20 protein-coding genes and 1 pseudogene are annotated in these 20762 nt (G+C 66.7%); 13 read left to right on the forward strand and 8 right to left on the reverse strand.

The window, feature by feature from the left end:
• Window positions 1–1011 carry a M48 family metallopeptidase gene (locus POS17_RS12405; RefSeq protein WP_060838820.1) on the reverse strand — a complete coding sequence of 337 codons (1011 nt, stop codon included), beginning with the start codon at window positions 1009–1011 and terminating at the stop codon, window positions 1–3.
• Between the two features lie 27 nt (window positions 1012–1038).
• The gene (locus tag POS17_RS12410) at window positions 1039–1638 is read right to left on the reverse strand and encodes a LemA family protein (protein WP_060838821.1); all 600 of its coding nucleotides are present in this window, start codon (window positions 1636–1638) and stop codon (window positions 1039–1041) included.
• Between the two features lie 199 nt (window positions 1639–1837).
• Between POS17_RS12410 and POS17_RS12415 the strand changes: the two genes are divergently transcribed.
• From POS17_RS12415 to POS17_RS12430, 4 genes are all read left to right on the forward strand, one after another.
• The gene (locus POS17_RS12415) at window positions 1838–2257 is read left to right on the forward strand and encodes a DUF4265 domain-containing protein (RefSeq protein WP_231979029.1); all 420 of its coding nucleotides are present in this window, start codon (window positions 1838–1840) and stop codon (window positions 2255–2257) included.
• 22 nt (window positions 2258–2279) lie between these two features.
• Entirely contained in the window at window positions 2280–2687 is a 408-nt protein-coding gene (locus POS17_RS12420; protein ID WP_060838823.1) for an Imm10 family immunity protein, read from the forward strand.
• Between the two features lie 76 nt (window positions 2688–2763).
• On the forward strand, window positions 2764–3102 hold the full coding sequence (locus POS17_RS12425; protein WP_060838824.1) for an FKBP-type peptidyl-prolyl cis-trans isomerase: 339 nt from the start codon (window positions 2764–2766) through the stop codon (window positions 3100–3102).
• On the forward strand, window positions 3092–3550 hold the full coding sequence (locus POS17_RS12430) for an NUDIX hydrolase (protein ID WP_060838825.1): 459 nt from the start codon (window positions 3092–3094) through the stop codon (window positions 3548–3550). The genes POS17_RS12425 and POS17_RS12430 overlap by 11 nt, the downstream gene beginning before the upstream one ends.
• Before the next feature lie 16 nt (window positions 3551–3566).
• Here POS17_RS12430 and POS17_RS12435 read toward each other — a convergent pair whose 3' ends face one another.
• Window positions 3567–4589, reverse strand: a complete 1023-nt coding sequence (locus POS17_RS12435; protein WP_060838826.1) for a sensor domain-containing diguanylate cyclase — start codon at window positions 4587–4589, stop codon at window positions 3567–3569.
• A 120-nt stretch (window positions 4590–4709) separates the two neighbouring features.
• Between POS17_RS12435 and POS17_RS32695 the strand changes: the two are divergent.
• Window positions 4710–4958: pseudogene (locus POS17_RS32695) on the forward strand (cation transporter); the annotation flags it as partial.
• 66 nt (window positions 4959–5024) lie between these two features.
• On the opposite strand, the gene POS17_RS12445 reads toward POS17_RS32695, so the two are convergent.
• Window positions 5025–5606 (reverse strand): LysE family translocator, encoded by a 582-nt coding sequence (locus tag POS17_RS12445; RefSeq protein ID WP_060841923.1) that lies wholly within the window; start codon window positions 5604–5606, stop codon window positions 5025–5027.
• A gap of 162 nt (window positions 5607–5768) precedes the next feature.
• Between POS17_RS12445 and POS17_RS12450 the strand changes: the two genes are divergently transcribed.
• On the forward strand, window positions 5769–6728 hold the full coding sequence (locus POS17_RS12450; RefSeq protein WP_148655002.1) for a LysR substrate-binding domain-containing protein: 960 nt from the start codon (window positions 5769–5771) through the stop codon (window positions 6726–6728).
• A gap of 2 nt (window positions 6729–6730) precedes the next feature.
• Here POS17_RS12450 and POS17_RS12455 read toward each other — a convergent pair whose 3' ends face one another.
• Both POS17_RS12455 and POS17_RS12460 read right to left on the reverse strand, forming a co-directional pair.
• The gene (locus POS17_RS12455) at window positions 6731–7225 is read right to left on the reverse strand and encodes a DUF1543 domain-containing protein (RefSeq protein ID WP_060838829.1); all 495 of its coding nucleotides are present in this window, start codon (window positions 7223–7225) and stop codon (window positions 6731–6733) included.
• A gap of 50 nt (window positions 7226–7275) precedes the next feature.
• Window positions 7276–8442, reverse strand: a complete 1167-nt coding sequence (locus tag POS17_RS12460) for an oxidoreductase (RefSeq protein WP_060838830.1) — start codon at window positions 8440–8442, stop codon at window positions 7276–7278.
• Window positions 8443–8523: 81 nt separating this feature from the next.
• Between POS17_RS12460 and POS17_RS12465 the strand changes: the two genes are divergently transcribed.
• Entirely contained in the window at window positions 8524–9273 is a 750-nt protein-coding gene (locus tag POS17_RS12465; RefSeq protein ID WP_060838831.1) for an ArsR/SmtB family transcription factor, read from the forward strand.
• Window positions 9274–9324: 51 nt separating this feature from the next.
• Here the strand turns inward: POS17_RS12465 and POS17_RS12470 are convergent, their stop codons facing one another.
• Window positions 9325–12927 carry a transporter substrate-binding domain-containing protein gene (locus POS17_RS12470; protein WP_060838832.1) on the reverse strand — a complete coding sequence of 1201 codons (3603 nt, stop codon included), beginning with the start codon at window positions 12925–12927 and terminating at the stop codon, window positions 9325–9327.
• 339 nt (window positions 12928–13266) lie between these two features.
• Between POS17_RS12470 and POS17_RS12475 the strand changes: the two genes are divergently transcribed.
• From POS17_RS12475 to POS17_RS12495, 5 genes are all read left to right on the forward strand, one after another.
• Window positions 13267–14478, forward strand: coding sequence for an EAL domain-containing response regulator (locus tag POS17_RS12475; protein ID WP_060838833.1), 1212 nt, complete (start codon window positions 13267–13269; stop codon window positions 14476–14478).
• A 90-nt stretch (window positions 14479–14568) separates the two neighbouring features.
• Window positions 14569–15069, forward strand: coding sequence for an AAA family ATPase (locus POS17_RS12480; protein ID WP_060838834.1), 501 nt, complete (start codon window positions 14569–14571; stop codon window positions 15067–15069).
• Between the two features lie 483 nt (window positions 15070–15552).
• On the forward strand, window positions 15553–16962 hold the full coding sequence (locus POS17_RS12485; RefSeq protein ID WP_060838835.1) for a circularly permuted type 2 ATP-grasp protein: 1410 nt from the start codon (window positions 15553–15555) through the stop codon (window positions 16960–16962).
• 3 nt (window positions 16963–16965) lie between these two features.
• Window positions 16966–17916 carry an alpha-E domain-containing protein gene (locus tag POS17_RS12490; protein WP_060838836.1) on the forward strand — a complete coding sequence of 317 codons (951 nt, stop codon included), beginning with the start codon at window positions 16966–16968 and terminating at the stop codon, window positions 17914–17916.
• Window positions 17913–18710: a transglutaminase family protein gene (locus POS17_RS12495; protein WP_060838837.1), complete on the forward strand. Its 798-nt coding sequence runs from the start codon at window positions 17913–17915 to the stop codon at window positions 18708–18710. Before POS17_RS12490 ends, POS17_RS12495 begins: the two co-directional genes overlap by 4 nt.
• 14 nt (window positions 18711–18724) lie before the next feature.
• Here POS17_RS12495 and POS17_RS12500 read toward each other — a convergent pair whose 3' ends face one another.
• Complete coding sequence (locus POS17_RS12500) at window positions 18725–19522, reverse strand: AraC family transcriptional regulator (RefSeq protein ID WP_060838838.1); 798 nt, start codon at window positions 19520–19522, stop codon at window positions 18725–18727.
• Window positions 19523–19633: 111 nt separating this feature from the next.
• On the opposite strand from POS17_RS12500, the gene POS17_RS12505 reads away from it, so the two are divergent.
• Window positions 19634–20605, forward strand: coding sequence for a DMT family transporter (locus tag POS17_RS12505; RefSeq protein ID WP_060838839.1), 972 nt, complete (start codon window positions 19634–19636; stop codon window positions 20603–20605).
• Window positions 20606–20762 lie beyond the last annotated feature (157 nt).

A 20762-nucleotide genomic window follows, 5' to 3' on the forward strand; every position in this document is an offset into this window, starting at 1 on the left:
CTACAACGGCTTGAAGCGCCCATCCCACTGCGGATCCAGGCGCTGGATGCGTGCGGCCAGCGGCGGGTGGGTGGCGAACAGGCGTTCCAGGCGCAGTTTCACTCCCTGATGGAAATACAGGTGGCTGTACTGGGCGGCGGCGAAGGCCCGCAGGCGTGAGCCGGCGCTGCTGTCGCCGATCTTTTTCAGGGCCCCGGCAATGCCCTGGGGGTTGCGGGTGAACTGCACCGCCGAGGCGTCGGCGAGAAACTCGCGCTGACGGCAGATGGCGGCCTTGATCAGGTTGCCCAGCAGGCTCCCCAGGGAGCCGAAAATCAGCAGGGCCAGGCCCAGCACGGCAAACACGATCTGCCAGAAGAAGCGGTGGCGGTCGTTGCCCAGGTGTTGCTTTTCGGCCTGGCGCAGCACCGCGATGCCCGCCAGGCTGAACACCAGCAGGCCGTGGATCACCGCCAGCAGCCGGGTGTTGAGGCGCATGTCACCGTTGTAAATGTGGCTGAACTCATGGGCGACCAAGCCCTGCAATTCGTCGCGGTCCAGATGGACGAGGGCACCGCGAGTGATTCCGAGCACCGCCTGCTCCGGGGTCAGTCCGGCGGCGAAGGCATTGATCGCGTCTTCCGGCAGTACATACACCGCCGGCAAGGTGGCACCCGAGGCCAGGGCCATTTCCTCGACGATATTGAGCAGGCGCTGTTCCTCGTTGCCCCGCGGCGAGTCGTTGATCAGGCGTCCGCCCAGGTGCTCGGCGATCACCTTGCCGCCGGCCCGCAGGCGCCAGGTCTTGTACCAACTGCCCAGCACCACCACCAGCAGCATGAGCAGTGCCACGACCGCGACCACGGCCCAGTTCAGCACCTTGGGCTGGCCGTACTCCTGGCTCAGCTCGCGCCATAACAGGCCCAGCCCCAGGCTGCTGAGGCTGACCAGGGTGGTCACCGCCAGGGTCATCAACAGCAGCAGTTTGAGGGTGTGGCGCCGGGCACGGGCCTGGTGTTGAAAGAACTTCATGCAAGTTTCCGGGGGCAGGCGGCGGGGTTATTGGAACGACACTTTGCTGGCGTCCTGGATCTGCGCGCTGTCGGCGAATTGCAGCAGCGCGGCATCGGCGCGATGGCCGAACAGCCCGGCGAAAAACAGCGCCGGCACTTGCTGCTTGCACAGGTTGTAGTCGGTCACGGCGTCGTTGAAGGCCTGGCGCGCGTAGGCGACCTTGTTCTCGGTGCTGGTCAGTTCTTCGCTGAGCTGCGCCATGTTCTGCGAGGCCTTGAGTTCCGGGTAGGCTTCCAGGCTCAGGTGCAGGCGGTCGAGGACTTGGTCCAGGGCACCCTGGTCCTGGCCCAGGCGGGCAATGCGCGCGCTGTCGCCGGGTTGCGCGGCGGCCGCTTGCAGGCTGTCCCGGGCGCTGTTGCGGGCCTCGGCCAGGGCGGTCAGGGTCTGGCGCTCGTGCTGCAGGTAGCCCTTGACGGTTTCCAGCAGGTTGGGGATCAGGTCGTAGCGGCGCTTGAGTTGCACTTCGATCTGGGCGAAGGCATTGCGCAGGCGATTGCGCCGGGTCGTCAGACGGTTGTAGAGACTGACCAGGTACAGCGCCAGAACGGCGAGCAGCACCAGGGCGACGATATCGGCGGTGGCCATGGGATGTCCTTATCGGGGTGAGGCGTGGGGGCGGCCATGGTAACGGAAACGTCCCGGGCCGTGACAGCGCTTTGCTCAAGTAGCCAATCAGGGATTGCCCTGGGCCGGCAATTCTGCGAAAAAGCGCGCGGCGCTCCGGCTTCAAGGTCGAGGGGGCGCCTTTCATTCGATGAACCAGGGACAGGCGATGGACAAGATCATGCTCAGGTTGACGGTGGTCGACGATTACCCACCGGTTGCCAGCGAAGGGGTCTGGGCTGAGCAGCAGCCGGACGGCCTGTACCGGATCGCCAATCTTCCTTTCTATTCCCAGGACGTCTGTTATGACGACGAGGTGGCCGTCCAGGTCGAGGCCGATGGCCTGAAATGGTTCAGGCAGGTGGGGCGCAGCAGTGGCAACAGCACCTTGCGGGTGGTGTTCTTCAAGGCCGGCCGGGAGCGGATCCCGGAGGTGCTGGAGCGGATCAACGCCCTGGGTTGTCGCTGGGAGGGCATGAGCCAGGCCTTCTTCGCGGTCAACGTACCGGCCTCGGTGCCGTTGGACAGCGTGCTGGAGTACCTGCAGGCGTGCGTTGACCAGGATTGGCTGGATTATGAAAGCGGGCTGTTGCGCCAGTGACCGCGCCAGGGAACAAGGACCGATGAACTTGAAATTTCATGCCAACACCTACAGTGCCTATACCGAGGACGACGTGCAGATCCTGGGTTTTGCCGACGATGGGCAGCAGCCCGAGCACTACCTGCTGTTGCAGCGTGCCGAATGCTTCGACGAGCAGGATCGGCAACTGGGCATGGACACCTATTACGTCGAGCTGGGCGGGCAGGGCGTGGCCGGCTATGGCGGCATCGAGCAGCTGCAATTGGCCCCGGGGCGCTTGACCCTGCAGTTCTCCAGCACCCTGGACTGGTGCCGGGGCCTGCCCGGCCTGGACATCAGCTGGGACGCCGGGCTGGCCAGCGTCGAGGAGGTCCGGGCGGCGCTCGGCGAAATGCTGCTCGGCACCGACACGCGCATTCAGCTGCAGCCCGGGCCGGGGGCGCCGCAGTGATTGCCAAGGCGCGGCAATTCTGCGAAAAAGCGCGCCGCAGTCCCGTGTCGGGGCAATGTTTGAACGGGAGTGAAGCATGAGTGACCAATTACAGGTGATCGATATCCAGCTGGGCGACGGCAAGGCGGTGGTCAAGGGGGCCCTGATCACCACCCAGTACCGGGGCTTTCTGGAGGACGGCAGCAGCTTCGATTCCTCCTACGATCGCGGCAAGCCGTTCCAGTGCGTGATCGGCACCGGGCGGGTGATCAAGGGGTGGGACCAGGGCCTGATGGGCATGCAGGTGGGCGGCAAGCGCAAGCTGCTGGTGCCGGCGCACCTGGGGTACGGCGAGCGCAGCATGGGCTCGATCCCGCCCAACTCGAACCTGATCTTCGAGATCGAGTTGCTCGAAGTGCTGACCCGTGACGACTGAGGGGCCGGCGCACACCTCAGCCGCACCCTCGACACCCGCCAACAAGGCTTGCCCGGTGCTGCTGCGCTACACCACCGAGCTTGAGGTCTTGGCCTTTCGCCATCCGCTGGCCGGCCTGCAACTGGTCAAGGGCACGGTGGAGGCGGGAGAGTCGACGGCCGCTGCGGCGGTCCGCGAGCTGGCGGAAGAAGCGGGCGTCGAGGCCGAGGAAAGCCGTTTTCTCGGCCTCTGGCACTCGGGGTTTGCCGGCCAGGTGTGGGCTTTCCATGAGTGCCGGGTGCCGGCGCCGCTGCCCGAGAGCTGGACTCACTTCACCGCGGATGACGGCGGCCATCACTTCGAATTCTTCTGGCACGCCCTGGCCAGCCCGCCGTCGGCCCAATGGCACCCGCTGTTCCAGGCGGCCCTGGTGTTTTTGCGCGAGCGCCTGCTCGACGCCGATGCCTAGGCCGGGTTGGCGGGTATCACTGCCCCAGGCGGTACTGGTTGTTGCCGCTGCGCTTGGCTTCGTACATCGCCAGGTCGGCGATGTGCAGCAACTGGTCCATGCGCCCGGCATGGTCGGGAAACACCGCCACCCCCAGGCTGCTGCCGATGCTGTGGCGCTGGCTGTCCACCTCCACCGGGGGCGATAGCTGGCTGAAGATCTTTTCGCCGATGCGCCGGGCTTCTTCCGTCAGGTCGAGCCCCGGGGACAGTCCCTCCAGAATCACCACGAATTCGTCACCGCCGATCCGCGCCACGGTGTCGCTGCTGCGCAGGATGCCTTGCAGGCGCTGGGCCGTGGCGCTCAGCACCCGGTCCCCGGCGGCGTGGCCGTACTGGTCGTTGATGGCCTTGAAGCCGTTGAGGTCGACGAACACCAGGGCCACCCGGGTCTGATTGTGCCGCGCCTGCTCCAGGGCCCGGGACAGGCGCTGTTCCAGCATCAGGCGGTTGGGCAGGCCGGTCAGCGGATCGAAGTGGGCCAGTTGCTGCAACTGGCTGGTGGAGACTTTTTCATCGGTGATGTCGCGCACCACGCCGAGCATCTTGATGGTGGTGTCGTGCACGTTCTTCACCACGTTGCCGGTCTCGCGCAGCCAGTGGATGCTGCCGTCGGGCCACACCACGCGGTATTCCTCGTCATGGTTCTCGCCGGTTTCCAGGCAGCGCAATTCGCCGGCGCGCACCCGTTCCCGGTCCTCGGGGTGCACACAGGAGCAGAACAGTTCGTAGGAGGGCACCACTTCGCCGACCTTGAAGCCGAACATGCCGTAGATGGCTTCCGACCAGTACAGGCGCTGGGTGTCGACTTCCCAGTCCCAGGTGCCGATGCGTGCGAAGTACTGGCTGCGCTTGAAGCGCTCGGCATCGTCGGGCAGGCCCTCGACCCGTTGGCGATAGGCCCGCAACTGGGCCTGGGCGCGGCGCTCACGGCGCAGCAACCACAGCGTCAGCAGGGCCAGCAACAGGGTCAGGCACAGCAGGGACCAGACAGCAATCATGAGATTCTGGACAGCATGGAAGGGGGAGTCCTGAGGGTTGATGGCACGGGGCTATGTTAATCCACGCTATCGGCTGCAGAGCAGTTTTTTCTGTGGCGTCCGCTCATGCGGCGGCTGCCGGGGGGGGCAACCCTGGGGATTGCTGGCGAGTCGCTGGTGCGGCTGTTGCAGCCCACCACGGTGGCCTTTGCCGAGGCCCTGACCTCGGTGCTGGCCATTGTCGCGCTGCTGGGCGGGCGCTACCGGGGCTGGGTCTGGCTCGACCCGGTGATGGGAAGGGTCGGCGCGCTGCTGATTGCCCGCAGGTCCCATGCGCTGATCAACTCCAGCGCGGCGGTGTTGCTCGACACCCGTGATGACCGCCTGGCCGCGGTGCCCGGGCTGGCGCACTTGCCCTTCGAACTGCGCAGCCTCCGAGGCCGCTGGCCGGGCGCCTCAGCGGTACAGTTCCAGCACCGAATACACCAGCCCCACCACGGCCACCGCCAGCAGCATCAGGCTCGACAGGCCGGTCACCTGGCGCTTGTACTTGAGTGAGAACCCCTGGCGCGCCATCAGGATATAGGCCCCCAGCACGGCAAAGTCGATCACCACCCAGACCAGCGTCAGCAGCAGCGCGCTGCGCTCGAAGGAGCGACTGACCTGGATGAACTGGGGGAAGAACGAGACAAAGAAAATGATGTCCTTGGGGTTGCTGATGCCCAGCAGGAACCCATTGGCCAGGCCGCGCCGGCCCGGGGTGGTCGGCGCTGTGGCCGCTGCAGTTTGCGGGCCTGCGGCCTCCCGCAGGCCTTGCAACGCCAGCCAGCCGATAAAGCCGCAACCCAGCAGGCTGAACCCGCTGATCAGGCGCGGATCCAGCGCCAGGCCGGTGGTCAGCATCAGCACCGCCAGCAGCGCCAGGAGCAATGAGGCGGCATGGGTGCCCAGGGCGGTGAGCAGCGCCTGGCGCGGTCCGGCATGCAGGCTGGTGGTGACAATCAGCGCCACCACCGGTCCCGGGGTGGCCACCAGCATCAGCACGCTGAGGGCATAGGCCAACAATAACGACAGGTTAAGATCCACGGTGCAGGCCTCCTGCTCTATTCGAGAGCGCGCAGCTTGGCGCCTTTGCCCGGCGTTGAAAAACGCAAAAAGCTGTGAGCTACTATGATTTTTTATCATCATGAGTGCCTGTCGATGGTCGAGCCCCTGCCGCCGCTCTACGCCTTGCGTGCCTTTGAAGTGGCCGCCCGTTCCTGCTCCTTCACCCGTGCCGCCGAGGCGCTGTCCCTGACCCAGAGCGCCATCAGCCGGCATATCCGTACCCTGGAAAGCCAGTTCGGTTGCCGTCTGTTCCAGCGCCACGGCCCGCGGCTGCAGCTCACCGAGGCCGGGGAGCGCCTGGCCCGGGAGCTCAAGGTCGGTTTCCGGATCATCGAGGATGCCTGCCTGCCGCTGCGGGCCAGCCGCGGCCAGTTGCGTCTCAAGGCGCCCTCGACCCTGACCATGCGCTGGCTGCTGCGGGTTCTGCAGACGCTCAAGGGCGAGCAGCCGGAGCTGGCGGTGCAACTGGCCAGTGTGTGGATGGATTTCGATCACGTGGACTTCTACGCCGAGCCCTACGACTGCGCGATTCTGCTGGGCAACGGCCACTTCGGCGACGGGGTCGAGGCCTGCAAGCTGTTCGATGAGTGGCTGATTCCCATCGGCCCGCCGCAGGCTGCGGACGGCGCGCCCTGGCCCCTCGAGCGGCTCAGGGACGCGGAGCTGATCCACCCGTCGGCGGACCGCCGCGACTGGCGCCGCTGGCTGCAGGCCCAGGCGCTTGAGGAGCGGGCACTGCTGGAGCCGCTGCGGCTGGAGCGCGGCACGGTCTTCGACACCCTGGACCAGGCGATCAGCGCCGCCATGGCCGGGCACGGTCTGTCGATCGGTGACCTGCACCTGGTGGCGCAGGACATACGCGGCGGTCGGATCAGCCTGCCGTTCCCCAGCGCGGTGGCGTCAGGAGACGGCTACTACCTGGTGTGGCTGCGCGACAGCCCGAGCCAGGAGCGCATTGCCCGGTTGCGCACATTCCTGCTGAGCCAGGTCACGGATATCAGCGATCTAGGCGTGCACTACCGGGCCCCGGGCAGCGCTGACCGGCCGGCATGACGTCAGTTGAGGATGATGTAGTCGTTGCGTTGTTCGATGCCCTGGTGCGGCCCTGGCACCAGGTGCACATAGCGCCCTTGCAGCAGGTCGATCGGCAGGCAGTCGTCGACGTCGAGCAGGGCGTCGGTGTGGGATTTGTGCCAGTGGGCCAGCATCTGCCGCTTGCCCTTGGCCTTGGCTTCGGTCTTGTCTCTGGCCACCACCAGCAGGTAGCGGTGGGCCTCGCCGAAGGTTGCCGCCTCGTAGCCGCCCAGGTTGAGGAAGTACAGGCGCGGCGCGCCCGGCCCGGGGGCCAGGGGGCTGAACTCGACCTTGTATTCCTCGACGCCGTCGACCTGCATCCACGAATCGATATGCAGGCCCGCCGGGCTGCCGAACCAGGCCTCGCGCAGTTGCGCGTAGGCCGACTCAAGGCGGTCGGCGACCACGAATTGGACGTCGTGGACTTCGATTGTCGCTTTGGGGTGCTTGCCCCCGAGCATCACCACAAACAGCATGATCCTTCCTTTTTCCAATAGCGGCGTCGGCAGAGGGGGCACTTTTTACCTCAAGCGTCCGCTGGCTGCCAGTCCATTGGCCGGCTGCCCGGTGCGTCGCTGAACTGGGGCAGGCGGCCATTGACCGAGGCCCGGTACTGCCACTGCAGGGCCAGCGCGTCCAGGCCCGGTGGTTGCAGCAGGGTGCGCAGCAGGCTGTGGACGATGTTCAAGGCCAGGTCCCGCCCCGGGCAGCGGTGGGCACCGGCGCCAAAGCTGAAGCCCTGCCGCGCCGGATCGCTGCCGGTGATCGCGCACAAGGCCGGGTCGTGATTGGCCGCGGCCAGCAGCACCAGCACGCTATCCCCGGCTTGCAGGTCGACACCGTGCAGGGTGCAAGGCTCGGCCACGAAGCGGCGGGTGTTCTGCACCGGCGGGTCCAGGCGCTGCAGTTGCAGCAGCCAGTCCTGCAACTGCCGGGGGTCGTGCTGCAGGCGCCGGGCCAGGGCCGGGTCCGCCAGCAAGGCCAGCAGGCTGTTGCCGAGCAGCCCGGCGCAGGCGTCGTGGGTTTGCGCCAGCAGGCCCACCAGGTTGGCCTGCAGGTCCTCGGGGGCCAGCCCGTTGCTGCGCTCAAGGATCGTTCTCAGCAGCGGGCCGGGTTGCGGGTTGTCGAGCACGGCCTGCATCTGTCGGAGCAAGGCTTGCGCCGCCGAGTCGGCAGCCTGCAACTGTGGTTCCGTGCTCAGGGGCGAGAAGCAGGCGACGAACTCGCCGGTGCGTCGGGCCAGTTCTTCGCATTGCGCGGCGGGCACCCCCAGCAGGGCTGCCAGCAGGGCCACCGGCAGGCACCACTGCCAGCGTTGCAGGTCGGCGGCGCACTGCGGGGCGCGAAGGGCCGGGCGCCATCGGGCCAGCCAGGGCATCAGGTCGATCCCGCCCAGTGCCTGCAGCCCAGGGGCCATGGCCTGTCGCGGACAGCCGTGGCGCGGGCCGTCGTTCATGCGCATCAGGCGGGCAAACACTTGCCCTGCGGGCCGTCCGGCGATGGCCCGGGGCACCGGCTCCTGCAGCGGCCGGACCCGGCAGGCCGGGTGGTTGAGCACCGCGGCGACCGCCGCGGCACTGCTGGCCACCCACAGTCCGAGGGCCGAATCGTAGGTCAGGCCGCCCCGGGCACGCAGGCGGGCGTAGTAAAAGTCGTAGGGGTCGAAATGGGTAGCGGCGCTGATCGGGTCCATGATTTTTCTCTTTGTTGGGCAGATATCCAGGTTGCTACTATCCTCTGCCTTTCGAAGACACGATTCGTCATGGAGCGAAATATGAATGTAGTGCAGAACGACCTTGGGCTATCCAACGTGGCGGCGGCCATCGCCGAGCCGGCCCGGACCCGGATGCTCTGTGCCCTGATGGACGGCCACGCCCGCACCAGCACCGAACTGGCGGCGATCGCCCAGGTCAGTACCTCCACCGCCAGCGCCCACCTGGCCAAGCTCAAGGACGCCGGTTTGCTGCGGGTGCAGGTCCAGGGGCGGCACCGTTACTACGACCTCGGCGATCCCCTGGTGGCCCAGGCCCTGGAGGCGCTGATGGTGATCGGCCAGGGCAGTACCTTCACCCCACGCACCCCGGACCGCCTGCAGTTCGCCCGCACCTGCTACGACCACCTGGCGGGCACCCTGGGGGTGCAGCTGCACGACCGGATGCTCGAAGCCGGCTGGTTGCTGGCGGCCGGGGAGGGCGAGGAGTACCAGGTCAGCGACAGCGGCGTCGAGTTCTTCCGCGGCCTGGGCATCGAGGTGGCCGAGCTTCGCGCCCTGCGTCGGCGCGTTGCCTGCTCGTGCCTGGACTGGAGCATGCGCCGTCCGCACCTGGGGGGCGCCCTGGGCGCTGCCGTGCTGCGGGTATTGCTGGAGCGCAAATGGCTGATCCGCGACCTGGACAGCCGTGCCTTGACCCTGACCGGCACCGGCGGGCGCTACATCAGCAAGCGTTTTGGCATGCCGCTGATCCAGCCGTCGCGGCCACTGTCGGCCTCGGCCAGCCGGGAGCTGCAGCAACTGGGGGGCTGAGCCCCATGAGGATGCGGCGGCCGGGGCTCGCCCGGGCGCCGCATGGGCCGTTCAATCGGGTTCCAGGGCCTCCAGCAGGTCGCCGTCGAGCCCGAGCATGGCCTGCTCCAGGCGCGTCAAGGCCGCCTTGATCTGATCGGCATTGGCGCCTTCGCGGCAGGCCTTTTCCAGGTACTCGCATTCATCGATCAGGGCCTGGGCCTTGATGATCCGCGCCGCGCCATGGATGCGGTGGGCCAGATCGGCCACCCCCTTGCTGTCGGAACCGGCGAGCTGTTCGCGGATCTGTTTCAGGTCCTGTCGGTTGCTCTGCTGCAGGCCCTTGAGCACTCGCTGGATGGAGGCGGGGTTGCCGCCGGTGAGGTGGTCCAGTTGCTGGATGTCGAAACGCTGGCTGGTGCTTTTCAGCTGGGTGCGCGGCAGGGCCTGCAACTGGCGCAGGCGCCGATCCAGTTCGGGCAGGGCGATGGGCTTGAAGATGCAGCCGTTCATGCCGGCGTCCAGGCAGCGTTGCTGTTCTTCGGGTTGGACATTGGCGGTGAATCCGAAGATCTGCACCGGCGGCCGTCCCTGGATCTGCTCGGCAAGGCGAATCTGCCGGGTCAGGTCGTAGCCGTTCATCACCGGCATGTTGCAGTCGGTGATCACCACATCGAAGGTTTCCCGCAGCCACAGCTTGTAGGCGTCGGCGCCGTTTTGCGCCTGGCTCAGGCTGTAGTCGAGAAAGCGCAGTTGTTCGCAGAGCAGCTGGCGGTTGGCCTGGCTGTCGTCCACCACCAGGATGTGCAGCGCGGCCCTGGCGGCCAGCGGCTGGGTGTCCGGCGTCAGCGGCGGCGGGGTATCCGGCAGCGGCTCGAGTCGGCTCAACTGCAGCTGGACCCGGGCCAGGGTGCCGACCCCGGGCTGGCTTTGCAGGCTCAACTGGCCGCCCATCATCTCGCACAGCGTGCGGCAGATCACCAGCCCCAGGCCGGTGCCCGAACGGGCGTTCTGATGCTGTCCGGGCACCTGGCTGAAGGGCTGGAACAGCAGTTGCTGGTCCTCGGGTTCGATGCCGATGCCGGTGTCCCGGACCGTCAGCAGCAGGGGCAGGGTCTGCGGGTCGTCGCGCTCGGCCTGCAGGCGGATCTGCACGGTGCCGCGCTCGGTGAACTTGATGGCGTTGCTCACCAGGTTCGAGAGGATCTGCTTGAAGCGCAGCGGGTCGACCAGCACGTCGCCGCTGGCGCCGCCGTCCAGGTCCAGTTCCAGGCGCAGGCCCTTCTGTCGGGCCAGGCCATCGAAGACCCGGAACACCGATTCCACCAGGTCCCGCAGATTGGCCCGCTCGGGGCTCAGGCTCAGGCGCCCGCTTTCGATCCGGGCGATGTCCAGGATGTCGCCGATCAGTTCCAGCAGGCCCAGGGCCGAACTGTAGGCCACCTCGATCGAAGGGCGGTCGAGCTGCCCCTGGTCGGCGCGCTTGAGGGCCAGTTCGAGCATGCCGATCACCGCGCTCATGGGGGTGCGGATCTCGTGGCTCATGGTGGCCAGGAAGGTGGTCTTGGCCCGGTTGGCCTTGTCGGCGTCGTTCTTGGCCTGGGTCAGTTCACTCAACAGTTGCTGGCGTTCGCTGATGTCCAGCCAGCCACCGATGATGCCGAGGATTTCGCCCTGGGCATCGCGGTAGGGCAGCATCCAGTGGTAGATCTGCATCTGCTGGCCGCGGATGTGCACCGTGCGGTCGATCAGCAGCGGCGGGCCGCCGTCGAGGATGCTCTGGAAGTCGGTGGCGAACAGCCCGGCCTCGGGCACCGCCAGCTGTTCGAGGTTGCTGCCCAGCACGCTCTGGCGATCGGTGCCCATGGTCTTGAGGTAGCTGTCGTTGCAGATCACCAGGCGCCGCTCGCGGTCGCGCACGTAGATCGGGTTGGGCGTGCCGTTGATCAGCGCGTCCATGAAGCGCAACTGGTCGTTGAGGGCATGCTCGGCCCGTTCGCGCTGGCTGACCTGGCGGCGCATGGCGTAGCCCCAGGCCAGGGCAATCAGCAGCAGCACGATCGACGCGGCGCCGGCCAGGTAGAGAGTCGAGCGATAGTCGCGCCAGGAAGGGGGCGCGACGGCCGCCTTGGAGCGCCAGCGATTGTTGAGCTCGGTGATGGCGTCCGGAGAAATGCTGCGCAGGGACTTGTCGATGATGCTGAACAGTTCCGGCTGGTCGCGGCGCACCGCAAGGGACTCGTTGAGCAGGGGCAGGTTGAGGGCCGAGCGGACCTTGAGCTGGTCTTCCCTGATTCGCGGCAGGTTGAAGCTGACGGCGATTTCCGCCTGCACGGCGGCGTCGGCCTTGTGGTCTCGAAGCAGGGACAGGGCTTCGAAGTTGGTCTGCACTTCCTTGATGCGGATCTGGGGGTAGCGCTGGCGCAGCAGGGCCACCAGGGCGTGACCGCTGCCGATCAGCAGGGTCTTGCCGGCCATGTCTTCCAGGCTTTTCGGCGCGTCGGCGGCGTCGCGGGTGATCAGCATGTAGGGCCCGACCAGGTAGGGGCGGGAGAACCGCAGGTAGGTTTCGCGCTCGGGGTTGCGGGCCCGATCGGCGACCATCTGCACCCGACCCTCGCGCACGGCGTCGTTGAGGTCCTTGAAGCTGGGCAGCGTGGTGATTTCGAAGGTCAGCCCGGTCTTGGCCTCCAGCATCGCCAGCAGGTCGGCGGTAATCCCCAGGTAATTGCCGTCGGCGTCGAAGTAGGACATCGGCGGCAGGTAGCGGTGGATGCCGATGCGCACCACCGGGTTCTTTTCGATCCAGCGCTGTTCCTCGGGGGTGAGGCTGGTTTTTTCCATGCTCAGCAGCAGGCGGTCGCCCCAGCGATTGCGGATGCTGATGTCCTGCTCCCTGTGGATCGCGCGCAGGGCAGCGTCGAGCAAATGCTGCAGTTGCCGGTTGTCCGGGTTCACCGCGAAGGCGAAGCCGGAGATGCTGGCCGGGCCGCTGTAGATGATCCGCAGGTAGTCGCTGTAGTTGCGCGAGATCAGGAACTGCGCCGAGACGGCATCGCTGAGCAGCACGTCGGCATCGCCGAAGGCCACGGCGGCCATGGCCGCATCCGCAGTGCCATAGGTTTCGATCCGCGCCTGGGGGTACATCGCCTGGGCCGAGGGCAGGCTGATGGTGTCCTGGGAGATGGCCAGGCGGCGTCCCTGCAAGCCGCCCTTGAGCGACGGCGAGTCGCCTTGGCGGGCGACCAGGGTCGGGCGATTGACCAGATAGCTCTGGCTGAGCAGCAGTTGCCGTTGCCGCGCCTCGTCCTGGGTGACGCTGCCCATCAAGTCGATCTCGCCCCTGGCCAGGGCATTGAACACCTGCTCGCGGGTTTCATAGGCGCGGATGCTGATCTTCACCCCCAGAGCGTCGGCCAGCAGGCCGATGTAGTCGGCGGTAACGCCTTCGTACTCCTTGGCTTCGTTGACCATTTCCAAAGGCGGCAGGTTTTGCTGCGCGGTGCCCAGCACCAGTTCGCGCTTGTTGCGCAGCCATTGCCAGTCATCGCTGGTCAGGGACAGTTGGTGGTGATGGGGGGATTCATAATTGAGCAACTGCAAAAGGGGCGTGGTGTCGCTCATGGCCGGCAGGCATGTCAGCGCCATCAGCATGGGCAGGATAAAACGAAGCATCGGGGCTCCTGATCGAGGAACGGCACAAGGGTGGATCGAAGAGGGAAGCGGCAGGCTGCGTCATCAGCCGGACAACAGCTGAGCGCCAATGCTGGACGTAAATATAGATCAAGGAACGGCGGCAAACGCGGCTATTTTCCCGGGTTGCGCAGGCTCGGGCAAGCGCGCTGATACGGGCGGACCGAAGGTCTGGTCGGCGCCTTGACCGGCTTGCGGTTAGCGATACGCTTGTTGCTATCCGTACGTTTCCCGTGTGCAGGCCGTCGGTTGGCCTGAATGGTGCCGGCGGCCGCACCATCGGCAGCCCCCCGGTCGTCGCCGCTGAGCCTGGAGCCGCGCTTGAATACCCTGAAGATATTGGTTCTGGAAGATCATCCAGTGCAGCAGTTGCTGGTCCTGGAGCAGTTGCAGCGCCTGGGGGTGGTGGCTCCCCTGGCGGCGTCCGACGGAACCGGTGCCCTGGAGCTGTTGCGCACACGCGGCGCGGCGGACATCGTTCTCTGCGACCTGCAGATGGCGGGCATGGACGGCCTGGAATTCCTGCGCCGGGCCAGCGCGGAACAATTGGTGCGGGCGGTGATTCTCTACAGCCTGATCGAACCCGACCTGCGGCGCGCGGTGTTGCAGATGATCAGCCTGCAAGGGCTGATCGTGCTGGGGGATGTGGGCAAGCCGGCGGAACTGGCGGCCCTGCAGGCGATGCTCGAACTCTATCAACAGCGCCACCAGTCACCGCTGCCCGCGCCGCCGCCCCGGCACTTCGAGCCGGTGAATCGCGAAGAGCTGCTCCGGGGCGTGGAGCAGGGGCAGTTCGTGTCCTACTACCAGCCCAAGTTCGATCTGCAACAGGCCACCTGCAGTGGCGCCGAGGTGCTGGTGCGCTGGCTCCATCCGCAGCGCGGCGTGCTGGCGCCGGCGGCGTTTCTCGCTGAACTGGAGGCCGAAGGCCTGCTGGACCGGGTGTTTCATCAGCAGCTCGACCAGAGCATGGCGTTGCAGCGCCGGCTGCTGGATCAGGGAGAGGAGCTGGAGCTGGCGTTCAACCTGATGCCCCGGCAACTGGCCAGCAGCGACATCGTCGGGCATATCCGCCAGGCCATCGAACGGCATCAGGTGCCGCCGCATTTGCTGAGCTTTGAAATCACCGAGGTCGGCCTGGTGCAGGCTCCGGCCATCAGCCTGGAGAACCTGGTGCGTCTGCGCATGATGAAGTGCAACCTGGCCATCGACGACTTCGGCGCCGGCTATTCCTCCTTGCAGCGCCTGTGCGAGCTGCCGTTCAACCAGATCAAGCTCGACGCGCATTTCGTCCGCGAACTGGTGCGTCAGCCGCGCTGCCGCGCGGTGGTGGGGGCGTCCCTGGCGTTGGCCAGCAGCCTGGAGATGTGCCTGGTGGTGGAAGGGGTGGAAACCCAGCTCGAACGGCGCCTGCTGCTGGAAATGGGCTGCCTGCTGGGCCAGGGCTACTGGTATGCCCGGCCGATGGCGCAAGCCCAGTTGCTGGCCTGGCCGCGCAGGGCGCCGGTGTCGGTGTCGCAACAGACGCCCTGAGGCCGCCGGCTGGCGCCTGTGGAAACGGCGCTGGACGCGGGCGGCCATTGTGTCGAAGCTGTGGGTCCCTTGATTCAGGCAGGTGCTTGCATGCTTATCGTCTTCAGCGGCTTGCCGGGCTCCGGCAAGACCACCATCGCCCGTACCCTGGTGCCGCACCTGGGCGCCACCTACCTGCGCATCGACAGCATCGAGCAGGGCCTGCGCGACGCCGGCCTGCCCGAGGTGGGCAAGGGCGGCTACCAGATCGCCCTGCAACTGGCCGAGGCCAATCTGGCCCTGGGCAACCGCGTGCTGGCGGACTGCGTCAATCCGCTGGCCGAAAGCCGTCAAGCCTGGCGTCGGCTGGCGGACAGGCTGGGCGTCGAGCTGCTGGACATCGAGGTGTTCTGCAGCGATCCGCTGGAGCATCGCCGGCGGGTCGAAACCCGGCAGCTGGATGTGCCGGGCCTGCAAGCGCCCGACTGGCAGTCGGTGCAGAGCCACGAGTATCAGGCCTGGGCTTCGCCGCCCCTGCGCCTGGACAGCTCTCGGCTGTCGCCGGAGCAGGCGGTGGCGGTGATTCTGGCCAAGGTGGCGGCGCGCTCCTGAGGCCCGGCTGCGCCGTGCCGATTTTTGTCTGTGAACCTCATTGGTGCAGCTACAGTCATTGCTCAGGGGGCGCTACTGGCCGCTGTGAGCAGCACTGGGTGAAAAACTCCCGATAACGGGGCAAAAAATTCCGCTGTCGGGCTTTCTGCACCGATTCTGCCCGCATCCGTCACCCCTGGTGCCGCCCGATCGGTCTTGAACAGGTTCAAGGCCGGCCTGTTCAGGGCGGACAAGTCACTTTTATGAAATTAAATGTCGCATTGAGTGCATTTATGGCCTGGGGCGGCGCTTTGCCCGCTGTTTGCGCATTTGCGGCATAGCGATTGCTACCGCTGTCTTACCAGGGCGGCAAGGGCCGCCCCGCACAGCACTCAGGAGGTGTTTTCACGGTCAGGGAGCGCTGCTCCCTGCCAGGGCAAAGCCGGGTTAGGTACACACAGGGTTCAGATAAGAAGCCGTTTGCATCACGGCAAGGAGTTGGCTATGTCCCGCGCTTTTTTCGATGAAATGTACGCTGCCAGCGGCACGTGTCGACCCCATTACGCAGCGTTCGCCCGTTGGCTGGCGGACACCCCCCTGGAGCTTCTGGACCAGCGGCGGCGCGAAGCCGATCTGCTGTTCCATCGCGCCGGCATCACGTTCACCCTGTACGGCGACGAGCAGGGCACCGAGCGCCTGATTCCCTTCGACATCATTCCCCGCAGCATCAAGGCCAGCGAGTGGCGCACCGTGGAACGCGGCTGCGTGCAGCGGGTCCAGGCGCTGAACCTGTTCCTGGCCGATATCTATCAGGGCCAGCGGATCATCAAGGAGGGCATCATTCCCGCCGAACAGGTGCTGGCCAACGAGGGCTATCAGGTGGCCATGCAGGGCCTGAACCTGCACCGCGGCATCTACGCCCATATCGCCGGGGTGGACCTGGTGCGCGACGGCGACGGCAGCTACTACGTGCTGGAAGACAACCTGCGCACCCCCAGCGGCGTGAGCTACATGCTCGAAGACCGCAAGATGATGATGCGCCTGTTTCCCGAGCTGTTCGCCGCCCAGCGCATCGCGCCCATCGACCATTACCCCAACCTGCTGCTCGAAACCCTGAAAAGCGCCAGCCCCCTGGACAATCCCACGGTGGTGGTGCTGACCCCGGGACGCTTCAACAGCGCCTATTTCGAACATGCGTTCCTGGCCCGGGAGATGGGCGTGGAACTGGTGGAAGGGGCCGACCTGTTCGTGCGTGACGACCGGGTGTTCATGCGCACCACGGCCGGGGCCCAGGCGGTGGATGTGATCTATCGCCGGCTGGACGACGCCTTTCTCGATCCGCTGTCGTTCAACCCCGACTCCATGCTCGGCGTGCCCGGGCTGATCGCCGCCTACCGCTGCGGCAATGTGGTGCTGGCCAACGCCGTGGGCACCGGGGTCGCCGACGACAAATCGATCTACCCCTACGTGGACGAGATGATCCGCTTCTACCTGAGCGAGGAGCCGATCCTCAAGAACGTGCCCACCTGGCAGTGCCGCAACCCCGCCGAACTGTCCCATGTGCTGGCCAACCTGCCGGATCTGGTGGTCAAGGAAACCCAGGGTTCCGGCGGCTACGGCATGCTGGTGGGCCCGGCGGCCACCGCGGCCCAGATCGAGGAATTCCGCGCCCGGCTCAAGGCCCGTCCCGAGGCCTACATCGCCCAGCCGACCCTGTCGCTGTCCACCTGTCCGACCTTCGTCGAAAACGGCATCGCGCCGCGGCACATCGACCTGCGGCCGTTCGTCCTGTCCGGCCGGGAAACCCGCCTGGTGCCCGGTGGCCTGACCCGCGTCGCCCTGCGCGAGGGCTCGCTGGTGGTGAACTCGTCCCAGGGCGGCGGCACCAAAGACACCTGGGTAGTGGAGGACTGAACCATGCTCTCAAGAACCGCTGCGGACCTGTACTGGATGTCCCGCTACCTGGAGCGTGCCGAGAACCTGGCGCGCATGCTCGAAGTCAGTTACTCGCTGTCGCTGATGCCCCAGGCCGGGCGCGGCGACGGCCATGCCGAACTGTCCATGTCTCTGCTCGCCGCCGGCACCCTGGACGACTACAACCAGCGCTACGGTGAACTCAACAGCGAGCGCATGCTGCACTTCTTTGCCCTCGACGAAACCAATCCCGGCAGCATCTACTGCTGCCTACGGGCCGCGCGCAGCAATGCTCACGCGGTGCGCGGGCGGATCACCGCCGACATGTGGGAGAACATGAACGCCACCTGGCTGGAGATGCGCAACATCGCCGCCAACGGCCTGGGGCGCTACGGCATCAGCCAATTCTGTGACTGGGTCAAGGAGCGTTCGCACCTGTTCCGCGGCGCCACCGCCGGCACCATCATGCGCAACGATGCCTACCGTTTCATTCGCCTTGGGACCTTCATCGAGCGCGCCGACAACACCCTGCGCCTGCTGGATGCGCGCTACGAAATGTTCGGCGAGGAGTCCGAGGAGGTCAGCGACGATTCGGCCCGGGGCTACTACCAGTGGAGCGCCTTGCTCCGCGCCCTGTCGTCGTTCGAGGCGTTCAACGAGATCTACCGCAATGCCCCGGGGGCCGAGCAGGTGTCCGAGATGTTGCTGCTGCGCGCCGATGTGCCGCGCTCCCTGCTGGCCTGTGTCGAGGAGCTGGACCAGCTCCTGGCCACCTTGCCGGGGGACAACGGCCGCCCGGCCCAGCGCCTGGCCGCCGAACTCAATGCGCGCCTGCGCTACACCGGGATCGACGAGATTCTCGACTCCGGCCTGCACCAGTGGCTGACCGATTGCATCGGGCAGATCCGTCACCTGGGGCAGACCGTGCACGAATCCTATCTGGAGGTGGTATGAAACTGTCCATTCGCCACGACACGACCTACAGCTACGCCGACGAAGTCTGCACCAGCATCCAGTTCCTGCGCCTGACGCCCCAGGACAGCCAGCGCCAGCAGGTCCTGCAGTGGCAGCTGGAACTGCCACGCCGGGTCCGCGCCCAGCGCGATCCCTACGGCAACATCCTGCACGTCATGACCCTCGACGAGCCTCACGGCGCGATCATCCTCACCGCCTTCGGCGAAGTGCAGATCGACGAGAGCCGCGAGGTGGAAGGCGACAGCCAGTCGCCGCTGCCGTTCCTGCGCACAAGCCACTTGAGCGCGGCCGACGCGGCCCTCTGCGACTTTGCCCGGCAGCACTGCGGCGCAGGCCGCGACCGCGCCGCGCTGACCGAGCTGATGCACGCCCTGGCCGAGCACATGCCTTACCGTCCCGGCGCCACCGGGGTCGGCAGTACCGCCGCCCAGGCCTTTGCCGGCGGCGCCGGGGTCTGCCAGGACCATACCCACGCGTTCCTGGCCTGTGCCCGTAGCCTGGGGATTCCCGCGCGCTATGTGTCCGGCTACTTGTGCACCGAAGACGCCAGCCATCTGGCCAGTCATGCCTGGGCCGAAGCCTGGCTCGACGACGGCTGGTACAGCTTCGACGTGACCAACCGCCTGACCCGCCCCGAGCGCCACCTGAAACTGGCGGTGGGCCTGGATTACCTGGATGCCTGCCCGGTGCGCGGCATGCGCCGCGGCGGCGGGGCGGAACAGATGCACGCGCAGGTGCAGGTCAGTTCCATGGTGCAGGTCCAGCATCAATAGGCGGCTGTCCGGGGTCAGTCGCGGCCCATGCACTGGCGACGGTATTCGTCCGGGGTGGTGCCCATCATGCGCCGGAACATGCTGATGAAGGCCGAGGCGCTGCTGTAGCCCAGGTCCAGGCCGATGCTTTCCACGGTCTGGCCCTGTTCCAGCAGGGCCAGGGCCTGCACCACCTTGAGCCGCTGGCGCCACTCGATCAGCGACATGCCCAGCTCGCGCTGGCTGCGGCGCATCAGCGTGCGTTCGCTGGTATTGGCGGCGTGGGCCAGTTGCGGCAATGAGCGCGGGTCGCCGGGGTTGGCCTTGAGGGTACGCAGCACCGGTCCCAGCAACGGGTCGTCGGAAGAGGGCAGGTAGCTGCCGGCGCAGGAGGCATGCCCCAGCTTGTCCACCAGCACTTGCAGCAGGCGCTGTTGTTCGGCGCTCTGGGGCAGCCCCGGCGGCGCCTGGCGCAGGTCGTCGAGCAAGGCCAGGACCAGCGGGCTGAGGCTCAGGGCGCAGTGTCGGGCGGGCAGGGCGGTGCACAGCTCGGGCGCCAGGTACAGCGAGCAGTGGCAGGCCTCGTGGCGGTTGAAGCCCATGTGCTCGACATCCGGTGGCAGCCAGATGCCGTATTGCGGCGGCGCCAGGTAATGGTGGTCGCCCAGCTCGATTTCCATCACCCCGCTGTAGGCATAGACGAACTCGCCCCAGGGGTGGCGGTGGCGCGGGTAGGTGGCATGGGCCGGCAGGTTGGCCGCACGAAAGAAGATCGGCGCCGGCAGCGCTTCGCTGAACGGCGGCAGGTGCAGTTGTTGCGCGGCTTTGTTCACGGCGGGCACCGGTTGGCGGATAAGTGTTATGGGCTGGCGGAATAGAACTATATCTAGGAAAACTGTCAGGCGGACAATCCTTCATCACTTTTGCTCGATGAAGGATTCGCCATGGCCACTCGCCAACCCCTGGACGCCACCGCCGCTGGCCTGATGCTCGGCCTGTGCGCGATCTGGGGCCTGCAGCAGGTGGCGCTCAAGGCCACCGCCGCGGACATCGCGCCGATCCTGCAGATCGCCCTGCGCTCCGGCGGCGCCGCGTTGCTGGTGGGCCTGCTGATGCGCTGGCGCGGCGAACGCCTGGGGCTGGGCGATGGCCACTGGCGCCCGGGCCTGCTGGTGGGCGGGCTGTTTGCCCTGGAGTTTCTTCTGGTGGGCGAGGGCCTGCGTCACACCACGGCCTCGCACATGGCGATCTTCCTCTACACCGCGCCGATCTTCGCCGCCCTCGGGCTGCACTGGCTGATGCCTTCCGAGCGCCTCAAGCCCGCGCAATGGCTGGGTATTGGCGTGGCCTTTGGCGGCATCGTCGTGGCCTTCAGCGGACCATCCCCGGCCGGCCACGGCGGCGGCAGCAATGTGCTGCTGGGGGATTTTCTCGGGGTGCTCGGCGGGGTTGCCTGGGGCGCCACCACGGTGGTGGTGCGCTGTTCGCGGCTGGCCTCCAGCCCCACCACCCGGACCCTGCAATATCAGCTGCTGGGGGCCTTTGTCTGGCTCGGCCTGGCGGCGTTGCTGTTCGGCCAGACCAGTATCCGTTTCACCCCGCTGGTGATCGCCAGCCTGGGGTTCCAGGTGCTGGTGGTGTCGTTTGCCAGCTTCCTGATCTGGTTCACCCTGTTGCGTCGCTACCAGGCCTCGCGGCTCGGGGTGCTGTCGTTCATGACCCCGCTGTTCGGCATCGGCTTCGGCGTCTGGCTGCTGCATGAACCCCTGGAGGCCAACTTCATCGTTGGCGCGCTGCTGGTGCTGGCGGGCATCGTCACGGTCAGCGGCTACGAGTGGCTGCGCCAGCGGCTCAAGCGCAACACCCAGGTCGCTGCCGCGCCGGCGAGCCTGCCCGGGAGCGGGCCACGCGCCTGAGGCTAGGCCCACTGGCCGCGGCTGGCGTCGGCTCGCCCGCGGTCTTGAGCGTGTCGTGCCCGCAGCAGCGGTTGCGGACAAGGTTTCGGATCAATCGTTGATGTTATAAAGTAACAGCCGATTGTCCCGCTTAGCCAAGCTGACGCCCACTCTCTGA

It is taken from the genome of Pseudomonas sp. Os17 (genome assembly GCF_001547895.1).
Classification (GTDB): Bacteria; Pseudomonadota; Gammaproteobacteria; order Pseudomonadales; family Pseudomonadaceae; genus Aquipseudomonas.

Coding starts and splice junctions, on each gene's coding strand:
- POS17_RS12405 (WP_060838820.1), bottom strand. CDS start 1,011: ATGAAGTTCTTTCAACACCAGGCCCGTGCCCGGCGCCACACCCTCAAA.
- POS17_RS12410 (WP_060838821.1), bottom strand. CDS start 1,638: ATGGCCACCGCCGATATCGTCGCCCTGGTGCTGCTCGCCGTTCTGGCG.
- POS17_RS12415 (WP_231979029.1), top strand. CDS start 1,838: ATGCTCAGGTTGACGGTGGTCGACGATTACCCACCGGTTGCCAGCGAA.
- POS17_RS12420 (WP_060838823.1), top strand. CDS start 2,280: ATGAACTTGAAATTTCATGCCAACACCTACAGTGCCTATACCGAGGAC.
- POS17_RS12425 (WP_060838824.1), top strand. CDS start 2,764: ATGAGTGACCAATTACAGGTGATCGATATCCAGCTGGGCGACGGCAAG.
- POS17_RS12435 (WP_060838826.1), bottom strand. CDS start 4,589: ATGATTGCTGTCTGGTCCCTGCTGTGCCTGACCCTGTTGCTGGCCCTG.
- POS17_RS12445 (WP_060841923.1), bottom strand. CDS start 5,606: ATGCTGGTGGCCACCCCGGGACCGGTGGTGGCGCTGATTGTCACCACC.
- POS17_RS12450 (WP_148655002.1), top strand. CDS start 5,769: ATGGTCGAGCCCCTGCCGCCGCTCTACGCCTTGCGTGCCTTTGAAGTG.
- POS17_RS12455 (WP_060838829.1), bottom strand. CDS start 7,225: ATGCTGTTTGTGGTGATGCTCGGGGGCAAGCACCCCAAAGCGACAATC.
- POS17_RS12460 (WP_060838830.1), bottom strand. CDS start 8,442: ATGGACCCGATCAGCGCCGCTACCCATTTCGACCCCTACGACTTTTAC.
- POS17_RS12465 (WP_060838831.1), top strand. CDS start 8,524: ATGAATGTAGTGCAGAACGACCTTGGGCTATCCAACGTGGCGGCGGCC.
- POS17_RS12470 (WP_060838832.1), bottom strand. CDS start 12,927: ATGCTTCGTTTTATCCTGCCCATGCTGATGGCGCTGACATGCCTGCCG.
- POS17_RS12480 (WP_060838834.1), top strand. CDS start 14,569: ATGCTTATCGTCTTCAGCGGCTTGCCGGGCTCCGGCAAGACCACCATC.
- POS17_RS12485 (WP_060838835.1), top strand. CDS start 15,553: ATGTCCCGCGCTTTTTTCGATGAAATGTACGCTGCCAGCGGCACGTGT.
- POS17_RS12490 (WP_060838836.1), top strand. CDS start 16,966: ATGCTCTCAAGAACCGCTGCGGACCTGTACTGGATGTCCCGCTACCTG.
- POS17_RS12495 (WP_060838837.1), top strand. CDS start 17,913: ATGAAACTGTCCATTCGCCACGACACGACCTACAGCTACGCCGACGAA.
- POS17_RS12505 (WP_060838839.1), top strand. CDS start 19,634: ATGGCCACTCGCCAACCCCTGGACGCCACCGCCGCTGGCCTGATGCTC.